The sequence below is a fragment of the Streptomyces sp. NPDC088812 genome (assembly GCF_044750285.1).
Taxonomy (GTDB): Bacteria; Actinomycetota; Actinomycetes; order Streptomycetales; family Streptomycetaceae; genus Streptomyces.
The window spans coordinates 1-21,645 of sequence record NZ_JBIVJP010000045.1; the positions used below are offsets into that span (position 1 = coordinate 1).

The window sequence follows — 21,645 nt, forward strand, 5'->3', positions numbered from 1 at the left end:
GACCTTGATCACCAAGGCCAGAGTCAGACGAAGATCACCAAGTGGGTCACTTTTGATCCGCCGTCAGAGGGTCAGCATTCGACCGTCGCCGAGACAGGCGCAGTGCGAGCGTGGCTCGCCGTCCGCGGCCTTTCCGGGGTGGCACGACCAGTCGTGTCCGCACAGGCAGAGCAGCCCGCCGTGGCAGCGGAAAAGGAGCACACGGTGCAGGCCGCACTGTCCGGCTGGGGGCTGGCCGGCGGGGCGAGCAGCACCTCGGGGAGGCGTTCAAGCAGTTCCCGCGGCAGGTCGGAGCAGCCCTGGTTGAGGATAATGTCGGTCAGTTCGCGCTTGAGCCATGCCCGGGCCGGGAGTCTTGGCGATCAGCCAGCTGCGGAATCCCGCCGGGGCGTCGTCGAGCAGCACGGTGTCCCCCTGCCGTGCCTTGTCGAGGACGGCTGCGAGGCGGGCAGCGAGTGCGGCACAGAGCACCAGGCGGTTCCCTGTGGCCTTGCCGGCGTGCAGCCGGACCCCGGGCTCGGGCCGCATCGTCAACGTCGGGCAGGCCGGCGCCGTCCTCCGGGCGGGTACGCCAGGGACACGGCGTGCTGTGCTGGCTGACGTACCAGGCGCACAGCCAAGGGTTGGGCGGTGCCTCGCGACCGCCCCCAGTCGACCACCCAGCCGCACGTATGCTCCAGCGGCGTCCAGGCGATCTGCGCCGCAGCTGTGGCTGTATGTCGGCTTGGGTGCGGGCGATGCGGTCTACGGCTCGGCTTGTTCTCCTGCGTCCGCCCCATGCCTGCCCCCTCGTGTCTGACATCGCCGACCAGTTCCGGGCGAATGTCTGTATCGACCGGTCAACGAGCGCTGAGACGACAAGCAGTGGAAGTGACCGCATTCTCGCTACTTCGTGTGATCATCGAGCATTCACGCGACGCCGCGCGCCGACAACAGCACTCTCTTCGAGGACAGACGCCGCCTGTGTTCGCGGGGCCGGGGCGTCTGCACCGTGATGACAGCACGTCAACCACCAGCACTATGCGCAGTGTTGACTCCCCCTCGACACACGCCGGGCAGCAGGGCAGCCGGAAACGGCAGACCAGAGATGCCGCCAGCCGGCTCAGCGCCTCGTGGCCGGTCACCGGCGAGGTACAGCCGCCGCGTGATCATCCGTGTGGACGATGCGCCCGTGCTTGCGGGCCATCATCAGCAGCGTGCGCTTTACGGAGCCGACCGCAGCGTCGGCCGCCTTGCGGGCCATCGTCGTCTTCGCGCGGTCGGCCCTCCGCCCACCCCTCCCCTCCGAGACCTCCTCCCCAACATCCTCACACTCCTCAATATTGCTCTGTTCCCTCAAATGGCGTACTCTCTTCCTCATGCCCGACCCGTACGCAGTCCCGCTTGACCGCACCACTCACACGAAGCTCACCCTGCTCGCCGACGCCTGGAAGACCTCGCCCTCAGAGGCGGTAGGCCGCCTGATCGAGCACTTCTGGGACTCCCCCGCCGCTCCCGTCCCGCCCGCTCCCGGATCGGACGACGGCGTCGCAGTGCATGCCCTCTACGAGGGACGACGCATCAACGGGCGTTTCGATCCCGTCAGCCGGAGCCTCACCATCCCGGAGGGTCCCGGTGCCGGACACCACAGGACACCGAGCGGAGCGGCGAGCGCGGTCCTGCACGCCCTGAAGCCGGGGATCCGGACCAACCGGAACGGCTGGTCGTTCTGGACCGTCGACACCACCGGCGATCCCCTGCAGTCCATCCGGGCCTCCGACTGAGCATATCTGAGCAATCCGGCGTCAGTGGAGAGATACGAGCGAGGGATGAGAGATCCGGCCCCAAAAGCCGTCCCTCCCGGGGTTCTGCGCACCGCCGGGCCGCCGTCCACGGCCCTCACCGCCGCTTGCCGTCGGCCGCCTCACACCCGCGTACACGGCGCACCGCAATGGAAGGACTGGGGGAACCAAAGGTGGCGCCTCTGTTCCGCGGCGTGACCGCGGCTGCCCTTTCACCTGCCCAGTTCGTCCTCCCCTGGTGGGCCATCACGCTGTGTGCCCTGGTCCTGCTGGCGGAACCGGTACGCCGCGCTCTGCGGGACAGGGCCCACCGCAGACTCGACGCGTTCATGATGAAGAAGGTCGACGAACTGCCAGACCCTGAGCGCAAGGTCCAGGCCCTGATCGACTACCGGCGCGCGGACGCCGGACAGGACCCGGGCGACCTGTCAGCGGCGCCGACCGACCAGGCCTAGACACGCCGCGTCCAGCGGCATCAGCCCACCGGAATCTCGTGCGCGCTGGTGCGTTGTGGTGCGCACGTCCTGCTTTCTGTGGCGTTTCCCAGAGCACCGTGCATGATGATGTCCTGTTCGTGAGGGGGGCGCCGATCGTGGATCGGGCCGGTTGCAGGGGGTTGGATTTGAGGCATACACCGCAGGGCACGATCGCTTTGCCCCGCAGGATGAAGCATCTTGCGGTCGACAGCCGCGGCTATCCAGTGATCGCGACGGTGGAGCGCAGTACGGAGAAGGTGGATTTCGGTTCCATCAACGAGCGGCGGAAGTTGGCGCTGGCCGCGTTCGACTGGTGTGCCGTGTGCGGTCTGCCCTTTGCTGACGAGCTGCGCTGGCAGACGGTGTTCCAGGAGGGCCCGTTGCCGAACGGCGTCATCAGCGGGGAGGCTCCGGTCCACGAGGTGTGCGCGCTGTACGCGGCGCAAGTGTGCCCGTATCTGTTCTCTCCGCACTCGCGCCTGGGGGATGAGGCCCGCAAGGGAATGGTGCGACGCCCCGTGGTGCGGTTCGTGGGGTTCGAGTCCACGAGCGCAGTGACCGCCCACGAGTCGGGGCTGCAGCCCGGTACCTACACCCTGCACTTCGAACACCGCGGCCCGGCGGATGAGTTCTCCTACTACACGCCTGACGAGATCCGGGAACGGTTCGCCGATGTCCTGACGCGGGAGAAGGATCTGCCCGTCAGCGATGCGGAGGGCGTGCTCGTGCGGCTGTTCAACCGGCTTGACGACGAAGACGAGGGAGACGTCGTCACCGGCGCCGCGCTGGCCGCGGGCGCCGCCTTCGCCAAGGACATCTTCAGAGTGCAGGGCCTCGGCGCCTTTGAGGGCAAGCAGTATCCCGCTGTCGCCGGGCTGCTGCTGAAGGGCACCGAACAGGAGATCCGTGAGTTCTCCGCAAGTTCTCAGGACGAGGCCTACGGTGTCATCGGCCCCTGGGTCCTTGAGCGCGCCGGCAGCTTTCCCGTGCCGCTGCAGCGCTGGCGTACCCGCGGAGAGAGCATGGTCGGCCGCCCGGCGCCGCGCCCGCCGGAAGGCCCCGGCCGCAGTGTCTCCAAGAACGCGCCCTGCCCCTGCGGGTCCGGCCGCAAGGCTCGCCGCTGCCATCCCTCCGGAATGCCCGCCAGCTGACAGGTGACTGCACTGTGGCATCAGCCGTCTGAGCATCGTCACACCCGCATGCTGCCTCCTGAGCAGCACGTTGGGTGATCAAAGAGCAGCGGTGGCGGGCATCAGGATTGGTCCTGCTGCTCGTTGGGCTGGACAGGGGTGAGCAGTGCCGCCAGTGCTGCGAGTTGTTCCGGGGCGAAGTGCCGTCTCAGGACGTCTGCGGCCTTTTCCGGCTGGGAGACCGGAACGGACACGGTTCGTTGCCTCAGCCCGGCCTCGATGAGGGCCTTGTTGACGCTGAGGTCGCCGGAAGTGACCTGGGGCAATAGATGGGGTGCATGTTTGCGCAGTTTTCGCAGGCCAGCGGCGCGGGTGGTGCCCGCAGGACGGAAACTGTGTCTATTAGACACGATTTCCTCGGTTTCGCCGTCCTGGTGCAGGAGGGCAGGGCGGCCGGGAGGATGAGCCAGGTGCTGGTCGATGAGGTTGAGCAGGTCGATGTCGTCACCGACCAGGCGGCGGACAAGGTCTTCGGTGGCGCCGAGTCCTTTGAGCGGCGGGGTGGTGATGAACGCGAGGAAGTCGTCGTGGTGGACCTCTTCGTCCCGCATGGTGATGAAGTGCCGCCAGGATCCTTGCTCAAGGACCTGCCTGAGCAGGCCGGGAACGCTGGACAGGCCGTTGGCACCATTGTCGAGGCCTGTGCTGAGCAGGTTGATCAGGACAGCATGTGCACGGAGCTGGCGGGCGGTGTCGGGGCGGGAGGAGTTCACGGTGCACCTGCCGCCAGCCGGCGCAGCCATTCTTTGGCATAATCGATGCCCGCTTTGAGCTGTTCGGTGCTTCCGTACTGGGCGTAGGCGCCGGTTTCACGGTTGATCTGATTTCGGACGCCCGTGAAGTCGTCGGTAAAAAACTGGCGGGCGATGCGGCGTGCGAGGGTCTCCAGTTCCTTACGGCGGTGGGCCCGGATCCGGTAGTCCGCCTCAATCGCGGGCGGTGTGTCGTCCGGCGGCTCTGGTTCCTGCTGCGGGTTGCCCGGTTCGCGGATCAGCCCGTCCTGGATCATCTGACGGAGCATGCCGATGACCGTCTGGGGATAGCCGTAACGGTCGATGACGTCCTGGGCCTGGTAGTGCAGGTAGGGCTCGTGCGCGTTGGCGCCCAGCAGAGTCTGCTGCAGGGCCACGTTATCGACGGAGACGGCGGAGGGCAGCAGCGACATCTGGCCTCCGGGGCCGACCGCGATGCTGCTGAAGTCCAGCAGATCCCCGCTGTCGGGCAGTTGGGAGGGGTAGGTGCTGTTGGTGACAGCGTGCTCCGCCCGGGGCGGAGGGCTGGGCGCAGAGGCGTCTTGGGGGCTTTGCTCCTGTTCCAGTTCCTCAATCTCGTGGACCACGTCGTCTTCGATGCCCTGGGCGAGTTCCCGCAGCACGGGCAGGGACGGCATGAAGATGACGGCGGGGTCGGTGTCGCGCGGATCGGAGATGCGCACGACGCGGGCGGTGGCTTGAGCAAAGAAGAGTTCCGTCTTGGTGCGGGTCAGGTAGACGAGCACGCGCAGCCGGGGAATGTCCACGCCCTCGGACACCATGCGGACAGCGATGATGTAGGGGTCGCGGCTTGCCGAGAAGGCTTCGAGTTTGCCCTTGGCCTCCTCGTCCTCGCTGATGACGACGGTCGCGTCGCAGCCGGTGGCCCGCTTGATGACGTCTGCGTAGGCCTTGGCCTTGTCCTGGTCGTCGGCGAGGATGAGGCAGCCTGCGTCGCGCACGGTCCGGCGGATCGCCGACAGTTCCTTGTGCACCGATTTCATCAGCTCGTACAGCCATCCGCTGTCGGGGGCCATCACGGCGCGCAGCATGTCGGAGACGTCGTCGCGTCTGAGTGCTTCGGACAGATTGCGGCTGACGGCTACTTCTTCACCGAAGGGCACTTCTTTGACTTCGGCGTCATAGAAGCGGCAGTCGGTTCGGCGGATGACGAAGTCGCGCACACCGCGGCCTGTGCCATAGGTGAAGTCGCGGTGGATACGCTCCTTCCCGTCCGGGCCCGTGGCGTACGTGGCGAAGGCGATCTTGGCGGTGTCGGAGCGTTTCGGGGTGCCTGAGAGCAACAACCGGTAGCGCGCGAGTTCGAACGCCTTCAGTACCGCGTCGCCCCAGGCCTTGCGTTCCCCGGTGTGGTGGACCTCGTCCAGGATGACGAAAGTACTGTGGATGTTCAGGGCGTTGCACAGCCCTTGGGCGGCTCCCGAGGCAGCCACCGCCTGGTAGGTCACTGATACGCCGACGAACTGGCGCGGGTGCTGGAAGGGGGACCTCAGGTTGGTGTCGGGGTCCAGGGAGATACCGAACTCGGCAGCCTTGTCGCACCACTGACGGGTCAGCGCTTCCGTCGGCGAGACGACGACGACTTTTTTGGCCCTGCCCTGCTGCAGGAGGTACTTCGCAAGCGCGAGAGCCAAGACGGTCTTGCCGGCGCCCGGGCACACAGCGGCGAGATAGTCCTGACGCAGATGGGCCACGTACTCGCCGAATGCCTTCGACTGCCAGTCCCGCGGCTTCCGCGGCCAGAGGTCAGACATCCACCCTCCACAAGGCATGTCCCGGAGCCCGGATACGCTGGGCCGCGCCACGAAACTGCGGAGCTGCCGCCACTCTGCTGCTTTCAACGCCGCATCACCGTGCGCGACATCGCCCGGTCTGCAGCTTCACCCCTACCAGTGATCTCCCGGGAGATGGCGTGTCGTGTGCGCCGTGCTCTGGAATCGCCGGGCTCTCGCTCCCGAGGCATCGAACAGGCAAGGAAGTCCGCGGAAGCCGACTGTGCGCGGGTCCAATGCCTCGGGAGGGTCCTCTGTGTTCGAAGTCAGGCACAGCTCGGCGCAGTTCCGGGTCACGGATGCCGGGAGTCGCCTTCGAGCGGGCAGGCGGGCGGCTTGCGCCAGCACGTCGTCTCCAGCGGTGCCGCACTGGGCCTGGGGCCCAGTCACCCTCACGAGGCGGGATCCGTCCGGTAGGCGCCGTCCTGGACGTGCGTGAATCCGGCGCGCTGCCACACGGCGCGATCTTGCGGCGGGCTTGTTAACGGCAGAGCTCGGATGCCTCTTCCCGATTGTCGGGCCATTCAGCCAGGCCGGGTTCGGTGGAAGGGGACGACGAAGCGCAGAGCATCGACGGAGGCGAGGGAGCTGCCGCCCCGCATCCGGGACAGCTCATGCCGCACTGAGCGGTGATGAGCGCGACGTTCGCCGCGGCCACGGTCGGCGTCGGCGTCGGCGGTGCAGGAGCGGCATGTGCCACTGCTTTTCTGATGGGTCGTCAAGTCAAGTCACTGCCGCAGTCGCCAGGGGGTCAGAAAGGCCGGAAGCAATGCGACCGCCCTCACGCCGCCAGGTCCGAGGACTTCGGCGGTCTCTTCGGCTGCCCGCCGCAGTAACGGAACTGGATGCGGTCTCCGCTACCGTCGGGAGCCGGGCGTGATGTAGAGAGCGTGCAGGGGTTGCCGAACCGTGGCGGGCAGGACCTCGAACCATGCCTGGCCGTCGTCCAGGTAGCGGTTCACGCTCCTCCAGTAGCGCCAGCCCAGGTCGATGAAGCATTCGATGGCTTCGTCCGTCTTGCTGTAGTCGAGGTACTGGCCGTGCACCTCGACGTAGTCCAGGGCCTGGCCGAGGTTCTCCAGATGGGCAAGGGCGGCCGCAGCCCCTCGGCGCAGCGGGCTGTGAGCGGTCCAGCGTTCGTCCACGTGGGTCAGCGCCTCGGCCGAGCGGGGCCGGGCCTCAGGCAGAGGGAACGCCGACACGGTCGCGCCGCCGCTGGTGCACAGGCGGTGCAGATCGATACGGACGGGGCGCGGGATCAGGTCGGCGATCTCCTCGTAGGCAGGCAGGACGTGGTCCCTGGGCGCGCGGCCGGCGGCCGGGTCGGGGGAGATCGCGGTCAGCCTCTGCCGGGCGAGGTCGATCGGTTCGCCCTGCCGCCAGAGCAGGAGCAGTTCGATGCCTTCCCCTTCAAGGGCGCTGCGGTCCTGGAACTGGAAGCTGACACCGCGCCGCCGGCCGCGTAGTGCCTGCCGCATCACCGCATATCCGTCGCGGCCGCCGAACATGGCATCGAGGGATTCCCGTTTCCAGCGATCGTCGGCGGTGAGCTGCACCACGATGTCCACGTCGCCCACCTCCAGGGCTCCGCGGATGTAGGACCCGAACAGGAAGATCTCCTCTACGAGGTTCAGTGGCCATGCGCTCTGCTCCAGCCGGTCGAGCATCTCGCACAACACAGCAGTCGCCCGTTCACGCTTCATGTACACCGCTCCCGCTCGTCCCGGACCGGCAAGCTGCCGGAGGGCGAAAACCCTAACTCCCCGCACTCCGGCCCTGCCTGCATCCCCAGACCGGCATGACAATCCGCACCGGCAGGCCGTCGCTGGCCGTCCGGGCTGGTGCGGATGACGCACTTCGACTGCCGCGGCTCAGAGCGACCAGATCGTACGTGGTCTCGCTGTCGTCGCCATCGCGGCATGGTAGGTCAGTGCGTACCCCGGTCTGTCGCTCGCGTCGCCGGGTCGGTGCCCGGTGCTGTCGCAGGCAGGGACCGCCACAGGAATGGCGTGCTGCGTGTCCAGAACGCCTCCCTTGGTATGGATCCCCGACCTCGAGAGGGGTCTGCACCGGGCACTGCCCGGTGCACCTTCCTGCCCGCCCTGTTGCTTGGCCCACGGCGGCATCACAGCAGCGTCTGCTCGGCTTCAATGAACGCGCCTTGGCCGTGAACGGCGCAGCAGATTGGTGCACTTGCTGGACGGATGCCTGCGTCTTACGTGCTCCTACGGGTGGCTCAGCATCCTGCGCCACGGACCGGGACCGCTCTTCAGCCGGAGGGGAGATTGTCCTGGCCAAGGATCACTGCTGCATGAGACGTATGTCGGGAAAACAGTGTTCGTCAGCGCTCCAGGGAACAGCCCACGGCTGATCGGCGCCGTCCCGCAGGAGCGTGACGATGTTGCGGCCGTCGTAGAGTTCTTCGATGGGCTGCCCTGTCACGTGGGACAGAACGTGGGCGTAGTCGCCCACGTCGAAGGCATCGAAGACAGGTTTGGCTGACAGGCCCGCAATCGGCAGCGTAAACATGCCTACGTGATCCCCGGCGGCGTGCATCACGTGTTTGGGGACGCGGTTGAACAACGTGGTCATGTACGCGGCCAGCGCCGCAGTCTCACGGAACTGCTGTGGGTGCAGATCCAGTTGTCTGGCGGCTTCGAGACCAGGGACGGTCACGGCCTCGGCCAGCGCACCCCAATCCTGCAGCACCGCGACGACTGCCGTGGTGCCGACGCGGACCGCAAAGAAGGGAAAGTTGATGATGTCGACATAGTCGAAACGGGCGCGCGGGTGTGTGGGCTCCTGTGCCTGGAAGACGAAGACAGACGCTGGGTGCTGGTCGTGCCGCCACCGCACGACGCCGCGTGCGGCCTGCATCAGCAGGTGATGCGTTCTGAAGCCGGCCAGGAACTCGGGTGTCATGATGGCGCCCGCCTGCGGGTCCCGCCGGTCAGCCAGCAGGGAAATCTCCCGGAACATCACACCGTAGTAGATCTTTCCCATCCACAGGAACAGCGTGGTCGCGTCCAGTGCCGAGACCGCTTCGGGCCCTTCGGCGAACGCATCGCCCACGGTCTGCTCGATGCGTGACAGGTGTTCGTTGTTGCAGCTACTACAGCAAGGGATCCTCATCTGCGCGTACGGCATCAGCGTGCCGTTGAGGAGAGTGATCTTCTCGTTCCACAGGTCGAACCGCCGCAGCAGCCACTGAGGGAAGACGTGCTCGTCGGTCCGGCCACGGGCGAGGTCGGCCCCGCACAGAAAGCAGCGATCTGCGGTCAACGCCTGGTCGCGGCCCCACTGGTAGATGAACTCCGGCATGTCCTCTGGGCCGCCTGTGTTTGGCACGGGCCAAGCCTAACGGCCCCGTGCGTGAGGTGACGGCGCGGCTGAGTCGGCATCCGACGCCGAGAACAGCCCGGATGGGTGTCTTGGGCTGGACAGGTAGGTCAGCCGGGCCGCTCGAGGTTGACCGTCCTCGGTGATGATGGCGCCGCCGAGGGTGGCGTTGGCGTCGTCGTCGAAGTCGGAGAGTTCGACCTCGACCCTTACCTCCACCCCTGCATGCAGAGCGGGCGTCGTGGACGTCATCAGCCTGGAGTCGGCGCCACCGATTGGACAGATCGGGATCCAGGGCCAAGCGCAGCGCGTGCAGCAGGTTGCTCTTCCCGACACCGGATCACCGGAAGCTTGAGTCGCCATCAGGGGCTCCGCCGTTGTCAGTGGCGGGGTATATCGTCGGTAGTTTGATGTGATCTCAGCTCTCGAACTGCAGCGCAACCACTACATGTTGTGTCCGTACGTGCGAGTAACACAACTTATGGGGTGCTTGCTTGCAGAGCGTCGCGCGGGGTGCTGTACTTGTGGACGTTCGAACCAAAGCAGGCCCCAGCCGGGGGCTTCGACGTGAGGTCGAACCGCCCGGCGATGGGGCCTGGTGCGTTGGTCGCGCCCTGGGACCCTATAACGAGCCATGGAGTTCTCCAACCCCGTGGTGCCCACGCGCGGTTTGCCTCAGGAATGAGGTAGTGATCACCATGGCTGCGCTGTTGATCGGGTACGACCTGAACAGACCCGGGCAGAACTACACGGCCTTGATCAAGGAGATCAAGGCTCTCGGATCGTGGTGCCACCCGTTGGAGTCCACTTGGGTGGTAACGACCCCCAAGACCGTTTCCCAGGTTCGCGACCTGCTTAAGGGATACGTCGACGGGAACGACGAGTTGCTCGTGATGAAGGTGACCGGCACCTCGTGGGCAAGCTACAACCTGAGCAGCGAGGTTGCCGCGTGGCTGAAGGCGAACTTGTAGCCTTCACACCGGCCGCGGCTCGGTGTGCCCAATGCTCTTGTCCCAACAGGCGCACCTAGCCGGCAGCAGTCGAGCGGACTGGCCACGTGCGCATCAGTCTGCATTCCGGATCCCGTTTCGAAGCCCTGGGGTCATCGGGCCGGCCAAGCTCGGCTCGTGTTGCCGATTCCGGACGAGCCGGAAGTCGGAGGTTGGACGCTGTTCGATCTCTGCGGCGAGGGCCGCACCAAATTGCCTGGGCATGGCCGTGGCCCGAGCCGGCCCGTGCCGGGCGTCCACCGCGCGCACCGACGCCGCTGAGCGGCAGGCGCTATTCCGGCTGCACGGCGCTACCGCGTGTCCCTCTACCCAGGCCGCCTCGGGCCGGTTCCCATATCCGTGAAGAGAGCACCACTATGAACGTGAGCACGCGGCCCGTGTGGGCTGAGGAGAGATTCGGGCGCAACAAGGTACGTCAGCTGTTGGTCCCCGGGGGCACACTGCAGGTCACGGACGACGCCGGGGCTCTGGAAGTCTCGAACGTCTACGGCAGCTGGCCCGCGGTGCGCACGGCGGCAGAGGCAGTCGAGGGGCTGACGGCCGTGCTGCCCAGCCGGTCCGGCCGTGAGGTGCGTTGGCAGGGGGGCCAAGCGTGTGCGCCGCAGACGGTTGTGGAGTCCTATCGGGAGGCCATCGGGTATCGCTCCTACGACGAGCCGCGCAGTCTGCGCCGCCCGCAGATCGGTGCCCTGCACGCGGTGATGGGCCACTGGGCCTCGGGGCTTGGCGACCCCGGGATCGTGGTCATGCCCACCGGTACCGGCAAGACCGAGACCATGCTAGCTGTGCTGGTGGCCGCACGGATGGAACGGCTGCTGGTGCTGGTGCCCAGTGCGGCCTTGCGGGACCAGATCGCCGGGAAGTTCGAGACGCTCGGCATCCTGCAGAAGGAGCAGATCGTCACCCCCGCAGCGTTGCGGCCGCGGGTGGGTCGGCTTGAGCACGGGTTCAAGGACCCGGAAGAAGCGGCTCGGTTCGTCGAGTCCTGCAATGTCGTCGTCGCTACCCCGCAGATTCTCAACAGGAGTGTGGGGAATGTACGGGCGGCTCTGCTGTCCTCCTTCTCGCATCTGATCGTCGACGAGGCGCATCACGCACCGGCGCGTACCTGGGCGAGCGTCATCGACGACTTCTCCGACCGGCCCGTCCTGCTGTTCACCGCGACACCGTTTCGGGAGGACCGCCGCAGCCTTCCGGGGCGCACGATCTTCCGCTTCCCGCTCAGGGAGGCACAGCGCGCCGGCTACTTCCGGCACATCAACTACCGGGCAGTGATCGGACTGCACGACCCGGACGAGGAACTCGCCCAGCTCGCGGTCGACCAGCTGCGCTCCGACCGTGCGGCCGACTATGACCATGTCCTCATGGCACGGGCCGACAGCATCTCCCATGCCGAGGAGATCACCATGATCTACCGGCGCCTGGCACCCGAGTTCGACCCCACTGTGGTGCACCAGGACATCGGGGTCAACCGCCGTCGGGCAGCGGTGACGGCACTGAAGGACCGGACCTGCCGCATCATCATCTGCGTCGACATGCTCGGAGAGGGCTTCGACGAACCTGCGTTGAAGATCGCGGCCGTGCACGCGCCGCGCAGGAGCCTCAGCCCGATGATCCAGTTCATCGGCCGGTTCACCCGTGCAGCGGACGGACTCGGAGACGCCACGGTCCTGGTGCTGCACGAAGCCACCGCCTCCGCTTCCCCGCTGCGTCACCTACTGCGGGAGGACGCCGACTGGAACCTTCTGCTCCGTGACATCACCGACCGGGTGACCTCCGAGGCCGAAGCGACCAGCGAGTTCGACAAATCCTTCCACGGCGCGCCGGCCGAAGTGGCCGTCACTGTGCTGGAGCCCAAGATGAGCGCCGTGGCCTACCTGGCCCCGACCAGCAGTTGGAGACCTGAGGAAGCTCTGACACTGTTCCAGGGCAACAGCCAGGTTCTGGGCGAGGCCGTCTCCCTCGGCGACGATCAGCGGATCGCCTGGTTCGTCGTCGAGCGCCGCGACACGGTGCGCTGGGGCGCGCCGCAGGCACTGGAACAGGTGGTGTACGAGCTGTTCATCCTGTATTTCGACATGGAGCGGCGGCTGCTCTACCTCCACGGATCGGAGAAGTCCGGAAGCTACAAGGAGCTCGCCGAGGCCGTGCTGGGCGAGGAGTGCGAGTTGATCAACGGGGCCCGCCCCTACCGGGTACTGGCGCAGGTCGACCGACTGATCCCGACTAACGTCGGTCTCAAGGACGCCCACAACCACTTCACCCGGTTCTCCCTCCATGCCGGCAGCGACGTGTCGCAGGGTTTCGACAGCACACAGGAGCACAAGACCAAGACGCATGTCGCCGCGTCCGGTTTCGACAACGGGGAGAGCGTCTCCATCAACGCCGCCTCCTCCGGCCGATTCTGGTCCACGTCCACGGCTTCCAGTTTGAAAGCGTGGATCGACTGGTGCGACAGGCAAGGGACGAAGCTGCTGGACACGAGTATCGACCTGGATCGGGTCTTCGAAGGGTTCATCATTCCCAAAGACCTCACTGAGCGGCCGGAACTGGCGCTGCTGGCGGTGCAGTGGCCCTGGAGCGTCTACACAGGAACGCGCGACCGTCTTACCGTCAGATACGCCGAGCGGTCGGCCGTGCTCACCGACGTCGGTTTCGAGGTGGACGACTACTCCTGCACCGGTCCGTTCTTGTTCTCGCTGGTCTCCGAAGGATGGCGCATCCCCTACCAGGCCGATTTCGGCGCCAAGGGGCTGACCTATCGTCCTCGCGGCCATGACGCCGACGTCATCACCGGCGGCGGCAGGAACGCTCGTTCACAGTCCCTGGAGCAGTGGCTGAACGACAACAAGCTCGACCTGTTCCTCGAGGGAGACCGGCTCATCGACGCCGACAGCAAACTCATCGACCCGCGCTACGACCGCCGCCCCTTCGACACCGCGCTGCTCACACCGCTGGACTGGCACGGCGTGGACTTCACCAAGGAGTCCCAGAAACCCCAGCGGCGGCCCGACTCCATCCAGTACTACATGTCCGCGCACCTGCAGGCGGCCGGCACCTTCGACGTCCTCATCGACGACGACCGCTCTGGCGAGGCAGCCGACCTGGTCGGGCTCCGGATCGACGGGGAGCACCTCGACGTGACGCTGGTGCACTGCAAGTACTCCACGCAGAAGGCCGGAACACGGGTCAAGGATCTTTATGAGGTCTGCGGCCAGGCCATGGGCAGCGCGAAGTGGCGCCGCAGCGTCGAAAGCCTCCTGGAACACCTGCGGGCCCGCGCCATGCAGTACACCCGTAACAACCCCGGGATCTCGCCGTACGACGTCGGCGAGCACAGGGACCTGATCGCCATCATGGACCGGGCCCGGTTGCTGCGGCCTCGTTTCCACACCGTCATTGCCCAGCCCGGCCTGCAGGCCAGCGCCGCGACCGACCGGCAGCTCTACATCCTCGCCGGTGCCGAGACCTACGCACGGCAGGTCACGGCCGGCGACTTCAGCGTCTACTGCAGCCGATAGCCCGACACCGTCAAGACCGCCGTTGTGCCCGAAAAAGGGCGCAGGCGCGACGGTCACGCCATGAAGGCCGCAGTCTGGCCCCGCCGTCATGCCCTGGTCCCCTCGGGCCTTACCGTCACCGGCCTGGCGCGCTCATGGTCGAGGCGGTTCGGAACACGTCGGCCGGGGCGTTCCGAACCGCCGGGTGTCAGTCCTGGGTGACGGTGAGGGCGCGCTGGTCAAAGTCGAGGTGGACGGTGCCGCCGTCGTGGTCGCACAGCTGGTGCCATGCGGTGTAGAAGCCCGAGCCCGTCCCGTTCTGGCTTCCAACCTGCCCGCGGACACCCCGCTGGTCACCCTCGTGCGCACCGCGAAACTGCGCTGGCGCATCGAGCACGACTACCGCGAGAGGAGGCAGGCCCTGGGCCTGGCCCACTTCGAAGGACGCACTTCCAGTCGCCATCCATGATCCGCAAGCCAAGGAGGCCTGGCTGACGTTCTCCCCTACCGGCGATGTCTGGGTCCGCGTTGCTGCTGGCAGCAGCCGAGGCAAGCGGTCTCTCCTCACTGCAGGACCTTGTGGCGCGGCTGTGCCTGCTGCAAGTCGATCCGAGCTGACGGAAAATCAACTCCCTCCCCTCGACTTTCACTTGAGGACTCCCGCGTTCCACCTCCAACGCTTCCACTGACATATATAGAGTTAGGGATGTGAGGACCCCCTTTCGCATCACGTCGGCCACGCTCGACGTTCTCGAAGCGTTCCTGGTATCCCGCGAAGAGCTCCACGGCTTCGCGGTCGCCAAGGCCGCCGGGAAACCGACCGGCTCCATCTATCCGATCCTGGGCCGCCTCGAACAGGCGGGCTGGCTCGACAGCCACTGGGAGGCGGAAAACCCGACCGAGGGCCGCCCCCGCCGCCGCTTCTACTTCCTGACCCCGACCGGCGCCCAGGAGGCACGCACCATCGTCATCGAACGACGCGGCCAGCTGCCGACCCCGGCAGCCGCGCAACCGCCCGGCCCCAGGCTCGCGTTAGGCTTCCTGACCCGATGGGCGGGCGTCTGGTGAACGACGCTTTAACGAACCTGCTCATCCCCACCGCCCTCAGCATGGTCATCGGCGAGTGCACCGAGGTCTCGCCCTGGCTCGCGCGCCGCGTCCTGCGGCTCGCCGCACTCCGGCTGGGCAATCCCGAGGCCGCGGAGCGCTACGAGGCCGAATGGATCGCTCTGCTGGACGAACGGCCCGGCAAGCTGCTGAAGCTGTTCTTCGCCACCTGGATTGCCCTGCGCTCCACCTGGACGCTGCGGGCCATCCACCGGCCCCCCGCCGGATCGTCGGACGCTGCGAGCGCCACGGCCGGGTCGTCCGATGCCCGGGGAGAGGAACGGCCCAGGCGGGGCCAGTGGGTTCGCACCTACCTCCGTGAGGCCCGGATCCGGCGTTCGGGCGGCTACTACCGCGGCAATCGCTACTATCCCGACCGGCGACGCTGGGGATCCACCGCCGCACGACGTCGACGGCGCCGGAACTGCGCCCTGGGACTCTTCGGGCTCTTGGCCTGGACGCTCGGCGGCGCCGCGACCGGGATCACGGGTGCCGTCGTAATCGGTATCGCGATGCCCCTGATCATCTCATTGGCCTACCCCTTCTCCACGAGGACCCTGACAAGGCTGGATTCCCGCATGGCGGCCGCCTCGCTCCAGCGCGAGGACTGGTCCCTAAGCGTCATCAGGGTTCCCTCCGGAGACATCAGGAAGATCAGGCGAACGCTCGCCCAGGGCGGGCAGCCGCACCTCGCGGACACCAAGCAGGGCGGTGACCACTTCGTGCGGGTCATCGACATCACCTTCGGCGGCCTCGCCTTCGTGGTCAGGCCCCGGCGCCGACAAAGGCGCTGATCTGTCAACACCAGGGGCCCCGGAGACGGGGCCCCTGTGACTGGGCGAGGTAACTGTCACCGTCGCCCCGACAAGGCGAAAGCCGTTGCTCTGCTGGAGCGTTCCCTCGCCGGCTACCGGACGACGCCCGGCCCCCGCCATCCGGACACCATCTCGGTGGACAACCAACTGCGCAGCTGGCGAGCGCAACGCAAGTGGCGCTGGTGGAGACGCACACGCGGCCCGGCCGGGGCAGGCGGCGACGTGAGCGGTGACGCGGCATGACTGGCATCGCGGTGAGAAGGCGCGAGGCCGGGTCACGCCTGGGAGCGGCTCTTGCGCGGTGGGTGGCACACCGGGCAGCGTTTGCCGGTGCCACCGCGGCGGGATCGCTGATCGGGCGTGGCGTCCCAGCGTCCGGGACAGCCGGGCGTCGAGCAGGCCCACCAGCACACTTTGGTGGAACTCGGCCTCAATTCCTTCGCGGTCAGGTCCGGTTCGCCGATCACTTCGACAAGCTCGCCGGCGAGGGCAGGGTGCACGTCCTGCAGAGCTTTGCCGGGCTTGGGGCGCACCCTGGCGGCAACGGTGCGCCGGCGAGCGCATCGGGGGCATCCGCTCGACTGGCTCGTGCGGCGTTTTGGAGGGGCGGGGTACTCGAAGCGGCAGTGCGGTTCGGGGCACCTCCACTGGCATGTCTTGTTCGACGTGGGGAGCAGGTCGAACGCGGTCCAGCCGGGATGGCCGACGACCTCGATGAGTTCTGCGGCCATCGCCGGATTGACCTCGGCGAGTGATGCACCGGGACCGGGCCTGCTGTGTGCCGCGCCCACCCGTGCGTGACCACACTGGCGGCAGCCGCGTCCGGCAAGTGCCCGGCTGTTCAGTACGGCCTTCCATTCGTAGCCGCAGTCCGGCTTCCGGCACCGCCACAGGCACACGTCGTTGCAGCCGGGCGGCATCCGATCAAGGGCCTTGCCGGGGTTGGTGAGGTTCGCGACGAACTCCTCCTGAAGGTGGGGTGCCACGTCCACCGCCGACACCTCGGGGCCGGCCACGGCCCTCTGCCACAGCTGCGCACCCTTCGTGAGCGCCGCGGTGACCTCGGCCGGTGTGAGCTGTCGCCAGGAAAGGCCGCGGCGTCGCAGGACGACACCTACCGCCTCCGCCCAGTCTTCGGGGTTCACCCCCGGCCCGGCCTCATGGCGGGCCAGGCCGTGCACCGGGACGTGCGGACGCCCGCGGCTTCGGATGCGTTCCACGTCGAGTCCGGCGGCGAGCGCTGCCGTGGTCTTCGCGGTGTCGCGCTCCAGGCTTCCTGGCCTGTTGTGGGTCCATTCCGGGTCCAGGTCAATGAGCATGCCCGGGGCCGGCTCGGGAAGGTACAGGTCGAAGCGGTCCTGACGGCGCCCGGGCAGACGGAGGCGGTGGTCCAGTTCGACGCTGAGCCCGGAGGCGGCCTCGACGAGCATGGCGACGTTGCACTCGAACGGGGAGCGGCCGTGGCCGGTGCAGTCCGGGCAGCCGCGTCCATTGGTGCGGTTGGCGAGCGTCGCGGGCCAGAAGTGTCCTTGCGCGCACTCCCACTCGCACAGGTCATGAGACTGCGGGCGCAGGGTGTCCGGACCACGCTCGGGACGGCTGAGGTTGCGGCGGAACTGCCGTGCCAGCGCAGGGTCCACCTCGGCCAGCGATTCTCCCGGCACTGGGGCCCGGTTGCGGCGCTTCCAGCACTCAGGGCACCCCGAGGGTCTGACGGTGCGGGTGCGGAACTGCAACCGGGCGGGCCACTGGTGACCGCATTCTTCCGCCGAGCAGCGCCACTGGCACCGGTCCGTGGAGGACAGCGGCATGTCCTCCAGCGCCGTGTCCGGGCCGGACAGGTTGGACACGAACTCGGCCTTCAGCCGGGCCCGAACTGCAGCCACCACGGTAGCACTTCGCCGTTTACCCATGACGGCAGATCCTGACAGCCGCCACTGACAACGGCCGTCCGTCGGCCCGGGCTTGTGCTGCCGAGTACCCCCGCAGTGGCCCAAGAGAGCCAAGTCTCAGGCCACAGAAACACGTTGGTGTCCAAATGGTTCCGCGTCATGAGCAGACTCCAGGTACATGCCATGTTAAAGATGACTGTATGCGTGTAACACGGGTGCTGATTGAAGGCTTCAGAGGTTGGGAACACCTTGATGTGCGTCCCGGCAGCCATGTGTTGGTGGCGGGAGTCCCCCGCGCCGGACGCACCGACCTGATCACCGCCCTTGCCCGGGTCTTGGATCCGGACGCCGCGCGTGGCGCCGCACTGTCCGATCTGCATCAGCGGCTGGTCATCCTTGACGGCGCCGACTCTGTACCGGCTGAAGCGGTCGGTGACGTGGCCGAGAAGCAGGTAGAAGTCGTAGCCCCAGCTGCCGATGTCGCCAGCACGGAAGGTGCGGCAGCCGATGACGCGTCCGGCGACAACAGTGCCACACGGCGGCCTCCCTCTGCGGTGCTGCAGCGGGTGGAGGTCGCGCAGGTCGAGGTGACACTGACCGATTTCGATCCCGATGTGCAGCAGTTGCTCGATGGGGTCCTGGAGCCTCTGGAGGACTCCGGGTGCGCGAGTGAGGATCCTGATGCGTCTGCGGATGCTCCGCTGTGTGCGCGGCTGGCCTATCGCCTGAGTTATGACGAGGAAGCCGAGTCGCTGGAGTCGGTGGTGTACTTCCCGGCGCGCAGCAATCCGGCGCTCGGCCAGTACTCCCGGGTTCCGGCCGCGACCCGGCGGATGCTGCCGGTGGTCACCCTCGACGCAGGCCAGCCCCTGCAGTTGCGTGCCGGGGCCGGCTTGCGGCGCATCCTCGACGAGCGGGACGTCAAGGCCGGTGCGGCGGCGTTTGATGCGCTGGCCCAGGCCGTCGCGGAGGCCGTGTCAGCGCTGTCGGCCGATCCGGCCGTGGCCGAGGCCGTCAACGCAGTACTCGCGGTCGGCGGGACAGGGGAACGGATCGGCGATAACCCGCTCACCGTGGAACAGGTCGGCTTCCGCACCGAGGACGGGTCGGTGGCCGCACTGCTGCGGACCCTGCGCGCGGCGCTGCACCTGGACGCGGGCGGCATGCTGGGGCTGGCCCAACACGGCAGCACGGTCAGCGCGGTGTTGTCGATGGCCGAGGCGATGCTGCTGGCCACGGTGCCTGGAGCGGTGGTGCTCGCCGACGACTTCGGTGACCAGTTGGACGCTCCGGCCACCGAGCATCTGGCGGCCCTGCTGCGCGCCCGCTCGGGTCAGGTGTGGGTATCCACCCGGCGGCCAGAGGCCGCTCGGGCCTTCGAGCCCACCGAGATCATCCGGCTGGTGCGTCACGGTGGCATCCGCTCCCACCATCAGCTGACCAGGATCACGGACCGCAAGGCACTGGTCGCGATGAGGCAGTGGCACACCCAGCTTCTGGCCGCGCTGACCGCCCCCACAGTGGCCATCACCGAGGGCCCGCACGATGTCGCCGTGCTGAGCATGGTCGACCGCCGCAGACCCCCTTCCTCGCTCCCCCTGTCCGCCCACGGGGTGCGCCTGGTCGCCTCCGGCACCGGCGGCGAGGGCGGCATCAGCCAGATTCCCCGCGTCGCCAGCTTGGCACGCCAGTTGGGCTTCCGCGTCCTGGCGGTGATCGACCGGGACAAGGCCAGCACCCAGACCGCCGACGAACTCGCCAAGATCCAGGCCGCGTGCGACGCGGTGGTCCGGCTGCCTCCCGGCGCCATCGAGCGAGCCATGGCCGACGGCCTCCCGCTGCAGGCACTCGCCGACGCCAGCGCCACGCTCACCGAGTACGGCGTTCCCGACCCCATGGGCGGCCGGCTCACCGAGGAAGCGGTGACCAGCCTGTGCAAGGTGATCCACAAACAGGGCCTGCACGAACAGTTCCTGGAAGCCCTCTACGCCGAGCCCAACGCACCACACCCGCCAGTGGTCTCCATGACCCTGGCCCTCCTGGAACTGGCCGCCGATCCCTCCTACAGCGGGCAGCAACTGATCGATGTGCCTGCCATGTCCCGTCCGGCAGGCACCTGATGGCCTATCAAGCGCGTGAGGACCAACGCGCGGTGATCGAGAGCGTCGCGCCGGCGCTGGTGGTCAGCGGCGGCGCCGGCACGGGCAAGACCACCACCGCAGTGGCCGCCGCCCGCGCCCACCTGGAAGCGGCCGACGAACAGCTGCTGCGACTGCGACAGGAAACGGCCCGGCACGGACAGCGCGCCCGACTGCCCGCTGTGACACGGGTGTTGTTCCTTTCCTTCTCGCGTACCGCCGTCGCCCAGATCATCGACCGTGCCGCGAACGTCATCGGAGAGCTGCGGCCGCGGCTGGAGGTGTCCACCTTCCACGGCTTCGCCTGGAGGGTCATCACAGGCTTCGGTGCACACCACGGTTTCCCACCGCCGCAGAGTGTGCTCAGTCAGGCCAACCAGACCGTACCCGGGGCCCCTCCCGGGCTGACGTACAACCAGCTGATGCCGGCCGCCGGGCGACTGCTGGCCCTGGACAAGGTCCGCGACCACTACGCCGGGCGCTACACCCTCGTCATCTGCGACGAGTTCCAGGACACCGGCGCCACCGAGTGGGCCTTCCTACAGCAGATCGCCCCCGCGGCACGCCGCATCCTGCTCGGTGATGTCAACCAGAGCATCTACGAGGGCTCGTTCAAACCCGGCGTGAACCCCGCCGCCCGGATCGCGGATGCCATGGCCCTGCCCGGCGCCCGCCGCATCGACCTGCAAACCGCCAGCTACCGTGACCCTTCCGGTGTGCTGCCCGCTGCTGCGAAAGCCGCGCGCCAGCGCCGCTTCACCGACCCCGCTCTCCGCACGGCCGCCCAGCAGGGACGTCTGGCCGTCACACGGATCACGGACGACACTGGCTACGCGCAGGTCATCGAACTCGCCCGCGCCGCACGCCAGAAGAAGCACACCGTCAGCATCTTTACCCACACCAACATCGCCACCACCTCCCTGTCCGACGCCCTGACCGCGGCCGGCCTGGTCCATGAGCAGGTCGGTTTCACCGAGGCTCACGCGGAAGCGCTCTCCGCTCAACTCGCCCTCGTTCAGTACGCGCTCGGGCAGAAGCACGCCCGTGTGCGACGGTCTCTCGCTGTGTTTGTCACCGCGTGCCTGCGTGGCCGCGGACTTCCCGCTCTGGCAAGGCAGATGCTGGACAGGTCCAACGCTGCGTTGGAGCGCGCCTTGCGAGCCCTTGCGCAAGATCTACACTCGGCGGGGACCGGCCCAAATGCCGACGTCGACCGCCTCGCTGACATGATTACCGGGGCCTACGCACGTATCGGAACCTTCCGAGGCCAGGAAGCCTGGCTCCAGGCCTCCCCCACCACCCGCCGCGCACTACGCCTGCTCAAGCAAGACCAGAGCGTCACGGCGGTGGTCGAGGAACTCCACCGCGCCCGCGCCGAGACCCTGGTGGGCGACACCCGACCGCGCCCGCGGCCGGTGCAGGTGATGAACCTCCACCAGACCAAGGGCCGCGAAGCCGACACCACCATCCTGCTGCTTGCCGACGACGAGTACTACGGCTCCGAGAGCGAACCATTCCCCAACAACTCACGACTGCTCTACGTGGTCATGACCCGCGCCCGCCACAACGCGCACCTCGTCGTCTCGGCCCGCTCACACCCGCTGTGGGCACCTCTCATCGCCGCGTTGGAATAGCCTTCCTCTCCCACGAGTCCCGCCCGCAGCCGTGTGGCCACGCGCCGGCTCACACAGCTCAGAGCCAGCACGCGGGGGGGGAAGGGGCCAGCGTGCACGACGAGTCCGGCGCGAAAGCTCTATTAGTGCTTGGTCAGGTTGGTTTTGGTGTTGCGTGTCCTGCTGGCCCGGTATGGCGTTGAGAGTGTGTGACTCCGGACGAGATTGCTTTGGTGCGT

General features: G+C 67.5%; 14 protein-coding genes and 3 pseudogenes. 10 read left to right on the top strand and 7 right to left on the bottom strand.

What is annotated here, in order from left to right:
* Positions 1-1,156: 1,156 nt before the first annotated feature.
* Positions 1,157-1,255: pseudogene (locus ACIP67_RS42590) on the bottom strand (RNA-guided endonuclease TnpB family protein); the annotation flags it as partial.
* Between the two features lie 103 nt (positions 1,256-1,358).
* On the opposite strand from ACIP67_RS42590, the gene ACIP67_RS42595 reads away from it, so the two are divergent.
* From ACIP67_RS42595 to ACIP67_RS42605, 3 genes are all read left to right on the top strand, one after another.
* Positions 1,359-1,763: a hypothetical protein gene (locus ACIP67_RS42595; RefSeq protein ID WP_401699966.1), complete on the top strand. Its 405-nt coding sequence runs from the start codon at positions 1,359-1,361 to the stop codon at positions 1,761-1,763.
* Between the two features lie 191 nt (positions 1,764-1,954).
* The gene (locus tag ACIP67_RS42600; RefSeq protein ID WP_401699969.1) at positions 1,955-2,236 is read left to right on the top strand and encodes a hypothetical protein; all 282 of its coding nucleotides are present in this window, start codon (positions 1,955-1,957) and stop codon (positions 2,234-2,236) included.
* Between the two features lie 209 nt (positions 2,237-2,445).
* Complete coding sequence (locus ACIP67_RS42605) at positions 2,446-3,408, top strand: YecA family protein (protein ID WP_401699972.1); 963 nt, start codon at positions 2,446-2,448, stop codon at positions 3,406-3,408.
* Positions 3,409-3,509: 101 nt separating this feature from the next.
* Here the strand turns inward: ACIP67_RS42605 and ACIP67_RS42610 are convergent, their stop codons facing one another.
* From ACIP67_RS42610 to ACIP67_RS42625, 4 genes are all read right to left on the bottom strand, one after another.
* Positions 3,510-4,160 carry a hypothetical protein gene (locus tag ACIP67_RS42610; RefSeq protein WP_401699975.1) on the bottom strand — a complete coding sequence of 217 codons (651 nt, stop codon included), beginning with the start codon at positions 4,158-4,160 and terminating at the stop codon, positions 3,510-3,512.
* Positions 4,157-5,974 carry a DEAD/DEAH box helicase gene (locus ACIP67_RS42615; protein ID WP_401699978.1) on the bottom strand — a complete coding sequence of 606 codons (1,818 nt, stop codon included), beginning with the start codon at positions 5,972-5,974 and terminating at the stop codon, positions 4,157-4,159. The genes ACIP67_RS42610 and ACIP67_RS42615 overlap by 4 nt, the downstream gene beginning before the upstream one ends.
* An 875-nt stretch (positions 5,975-6,849) precedes the next feature.
* Complete coding sequence (locus ACIP67_RS42620; RefSeq protein ID WP_401699981.1) at positions 6,850-7,695, bottom strand: hypothetical protein; 846 nt, start codon at positions 7,693-7,695, stop codon at positions 6,850-6,852.
* 598 nt (positions 7,696-8,293) lie between these two features.
* Positions 8,294-9,313 (bottom strand): hypothetical protein, encoded by a 1,020-nt coding sequence (locus ACIP67_RS42625; RefSeq protein ID WP_401699983.1) that lies wholly within the window; start codon positions 9,311-9,313, stop codon positions 8,294-8,296.
* Positions 9,314-10,029: 716 nt separating this feature from the next.
* Between ACIP67_RS42625 and ACIP67_RS42630 the strand changes: the two genes are divergently transcribed.
* The 5 genes and pseudogenes from ACIP67_RS42630 (at position 10,030) to ACIP67_RS42650 (ending at position 15,742) form a co-directional block, all read left to right on the top strand.
* Positions 10,030-10,302 carry a hypothetical protein gene (locus ACIP67_RS42630; protein WP_401699986.1) on the top strand — a complete coding sequence of 91 codons (273 nt, stop codon included), beginning with the start codon at positions 10,030-10,032 and terminating at the stop codon, positions 10,300-10,302.
* A 395-nt stretch (positions 10,303-10,697) separates the two neighbouring features.
* Positions 10,698-13,862 (top strand): DEAD/DEAH box helicase, encoded by a 3,165-nt coding sequence (locus ACIP67_RS42635; RefSeq protein ID WP_401699989.1) that lies wholly within the window; start codon positions 10,698-10,700, stop codon positions 13,860-13,862.
* Between the two features lie 284 nt (positions 13,863-14,146).
* Positions 14,147-14,292 (top strand): annotated as a pseudogene (locus ACIP67_RS42640) (IS701 family transposase); the annotation flags it as partial.
* A 257-nt stretch (positions 14,293-14,549) separates the two neighbouring features.
* Positions 14,550-14,909: a PadR family transcriptional regulator gene (locus tag ACIP67_RS42645; protein WP_401699992.1), complete on the top strand. Its 360-nt coding sequence runs from the start codon at positions 14,550-14,552 to the stop codon at positions 14,907-14,909.
* Positions 14,891-15,742 carry a hypothetical protein gene (locus ACIP67_RS42650; RefSeq protein WP_401699994.1) on the top strand — a complete coding sequence of 284 codons (852 nt, stop codon included), beginning with the start codon at positions 14,891-14,893 and terminating at the stop codon, positions 15,740-15,742. Before ACIP67_RS42645 ends, ACIP67_RS42650 begins: the two co-directional genes overlap by 19 nt.
* A gap of 296 nt (positions 15,743-16,038) precedes the next feature.
* Here the strand turns inward: ACIP67_RS42650 and ACIP67_RS42655 are convergent, their stop codons facing one another.
* Positions 16,039-17,193 carry a zinc-ribbon domain-containing protein gene (locus tag ACIP67_RS42655; RefSeq protein ID WP_401700001.1) on the bottom strand — a complete coding sequence of 385 codons (1,155 nt, stop codon included), beginning with the start codon at positions 17,191-17,193 and terminating at the stop codon, positions 16,039-16,041.
* A 51-nt stretch (positions 17,194-17,244) separates the two neighbouring features.
* Positions 17,245-17,676: pseudogene (locus ACIP67_RS42660) on the bottom strand (zinc-ribbon domain-containing protein); the annotation flags it as partial.
* Positions 17,677-17,855: 179 nt separating this feature from the next.
* On the opposite strand from ACIP67_RS42660, the gene ACIP67_RS42665 reads away from it, so the two are divergent.
* Together ACIP67_RS42665 and ACIP67_RS42670 are read left to right on the top strand one after the other, a co-directional pair.
* Positions 17,856-19,775, top strand: a complete 1,920-nt coding sequence (locus ACIP67_RS42665) for a hypothetical protein (protein WP_401699997.1) — start codon at positions 17,856-17,858, stop codon at positions 19,773-19,775.
* Complete coding sequence (locus ACIP67_RS42670; RefSeq protein WP_401699999.1) at positions 19,775-21,427, top strand: UvrD-helicase domain-containing protein; 1,653 nt, start codon at positions 19,775-19,777, stop codon at positions 21,425-21,427. Before ACIP67_RS42665 ends, ACIP67_RS42670 begins: the two co-directional genes overlap by 1 nt.
* Positions 21,428-21,645: the final 218 nt, after the last annotated feature.

Coding starts and splice junctions, on each gene's coding strand:
- ACIP67_RS42635 (WP_401699989.1), top strand. CDS start 10,698: ATGAACGTGAGCACGCGGCCCGTGTGGGCTGAGGAGAGATTCGGGCGC.
- ACIP67_RS42655 (WP_401700001.1), bottom strand. CDS start 17,193: ATGCTCGTCGAGGCCGCCTCCGGGCTCAGCGTCGAACTGGACCACCGC.
- ACIP67_RS42650 (WP_401699994.1), top strand. CDS start 14,891: ATGGGCGGGCGTCTGGTGAACGACGCTTTAACGAACCTGCTCATCCCC.
- ACIP67_RS42595 (WP_401699966.1), top strand. CDS start 1,359: ATGCCCGACCCGTACGCAGTCCCGCTTGACCGCACCACTCACACGAAG.
- ACIP67_RS42630 (WP_401699986.1), top strand. CDS start 10,030: ATGGCTGCGCTGTTGATCGGGTACGACCTGAACAGACCCGGGCAGAAC.
- ACIP67_RS42625 (WP_401699983.1), bottom strand. CDS start 9,313: ATGCCGGAGTTCATCTACCAGTGGGGCCGCGACCAGGCGTTGACCGCA.
- ACIP67_RS42670 (WP_401699999.1), top strand. CDS start 19,775: ATGGCCTATCAAGCGCGTGAGGACCAACGCGCGGTGATCGAGAGCGTC.
- ACIP67_RS42665 (WP_401699997.1), top strand. CDS start 17,856: ATGCGTGTAACACGGGTGCTGATTGAAGGCTTCAGAGGTTGGGAACAC.
- ACIP67_RS42605 (WP_401699972.1), top strand. CDS start 2,446: ATGAAGCATCTTGCGGTCGACAGCCGCGGCTATCCAGTGATCGCGACG.
- ACIP67_RS42620 (WP_401699981.1), bottom strand. CDS start 7,695: ATGAAGCGTGAACGGGCGACTGCTGTGTTGTGCGAGATGCTCGACCGG.
- ACIP67_RS42615 (WP_401699978.1), bottom strand. CDS start 5,974: ATGTCTGACCTCTGGCCGCGGAAGCCGCGGGACTGGCAGTCGAAGGCA.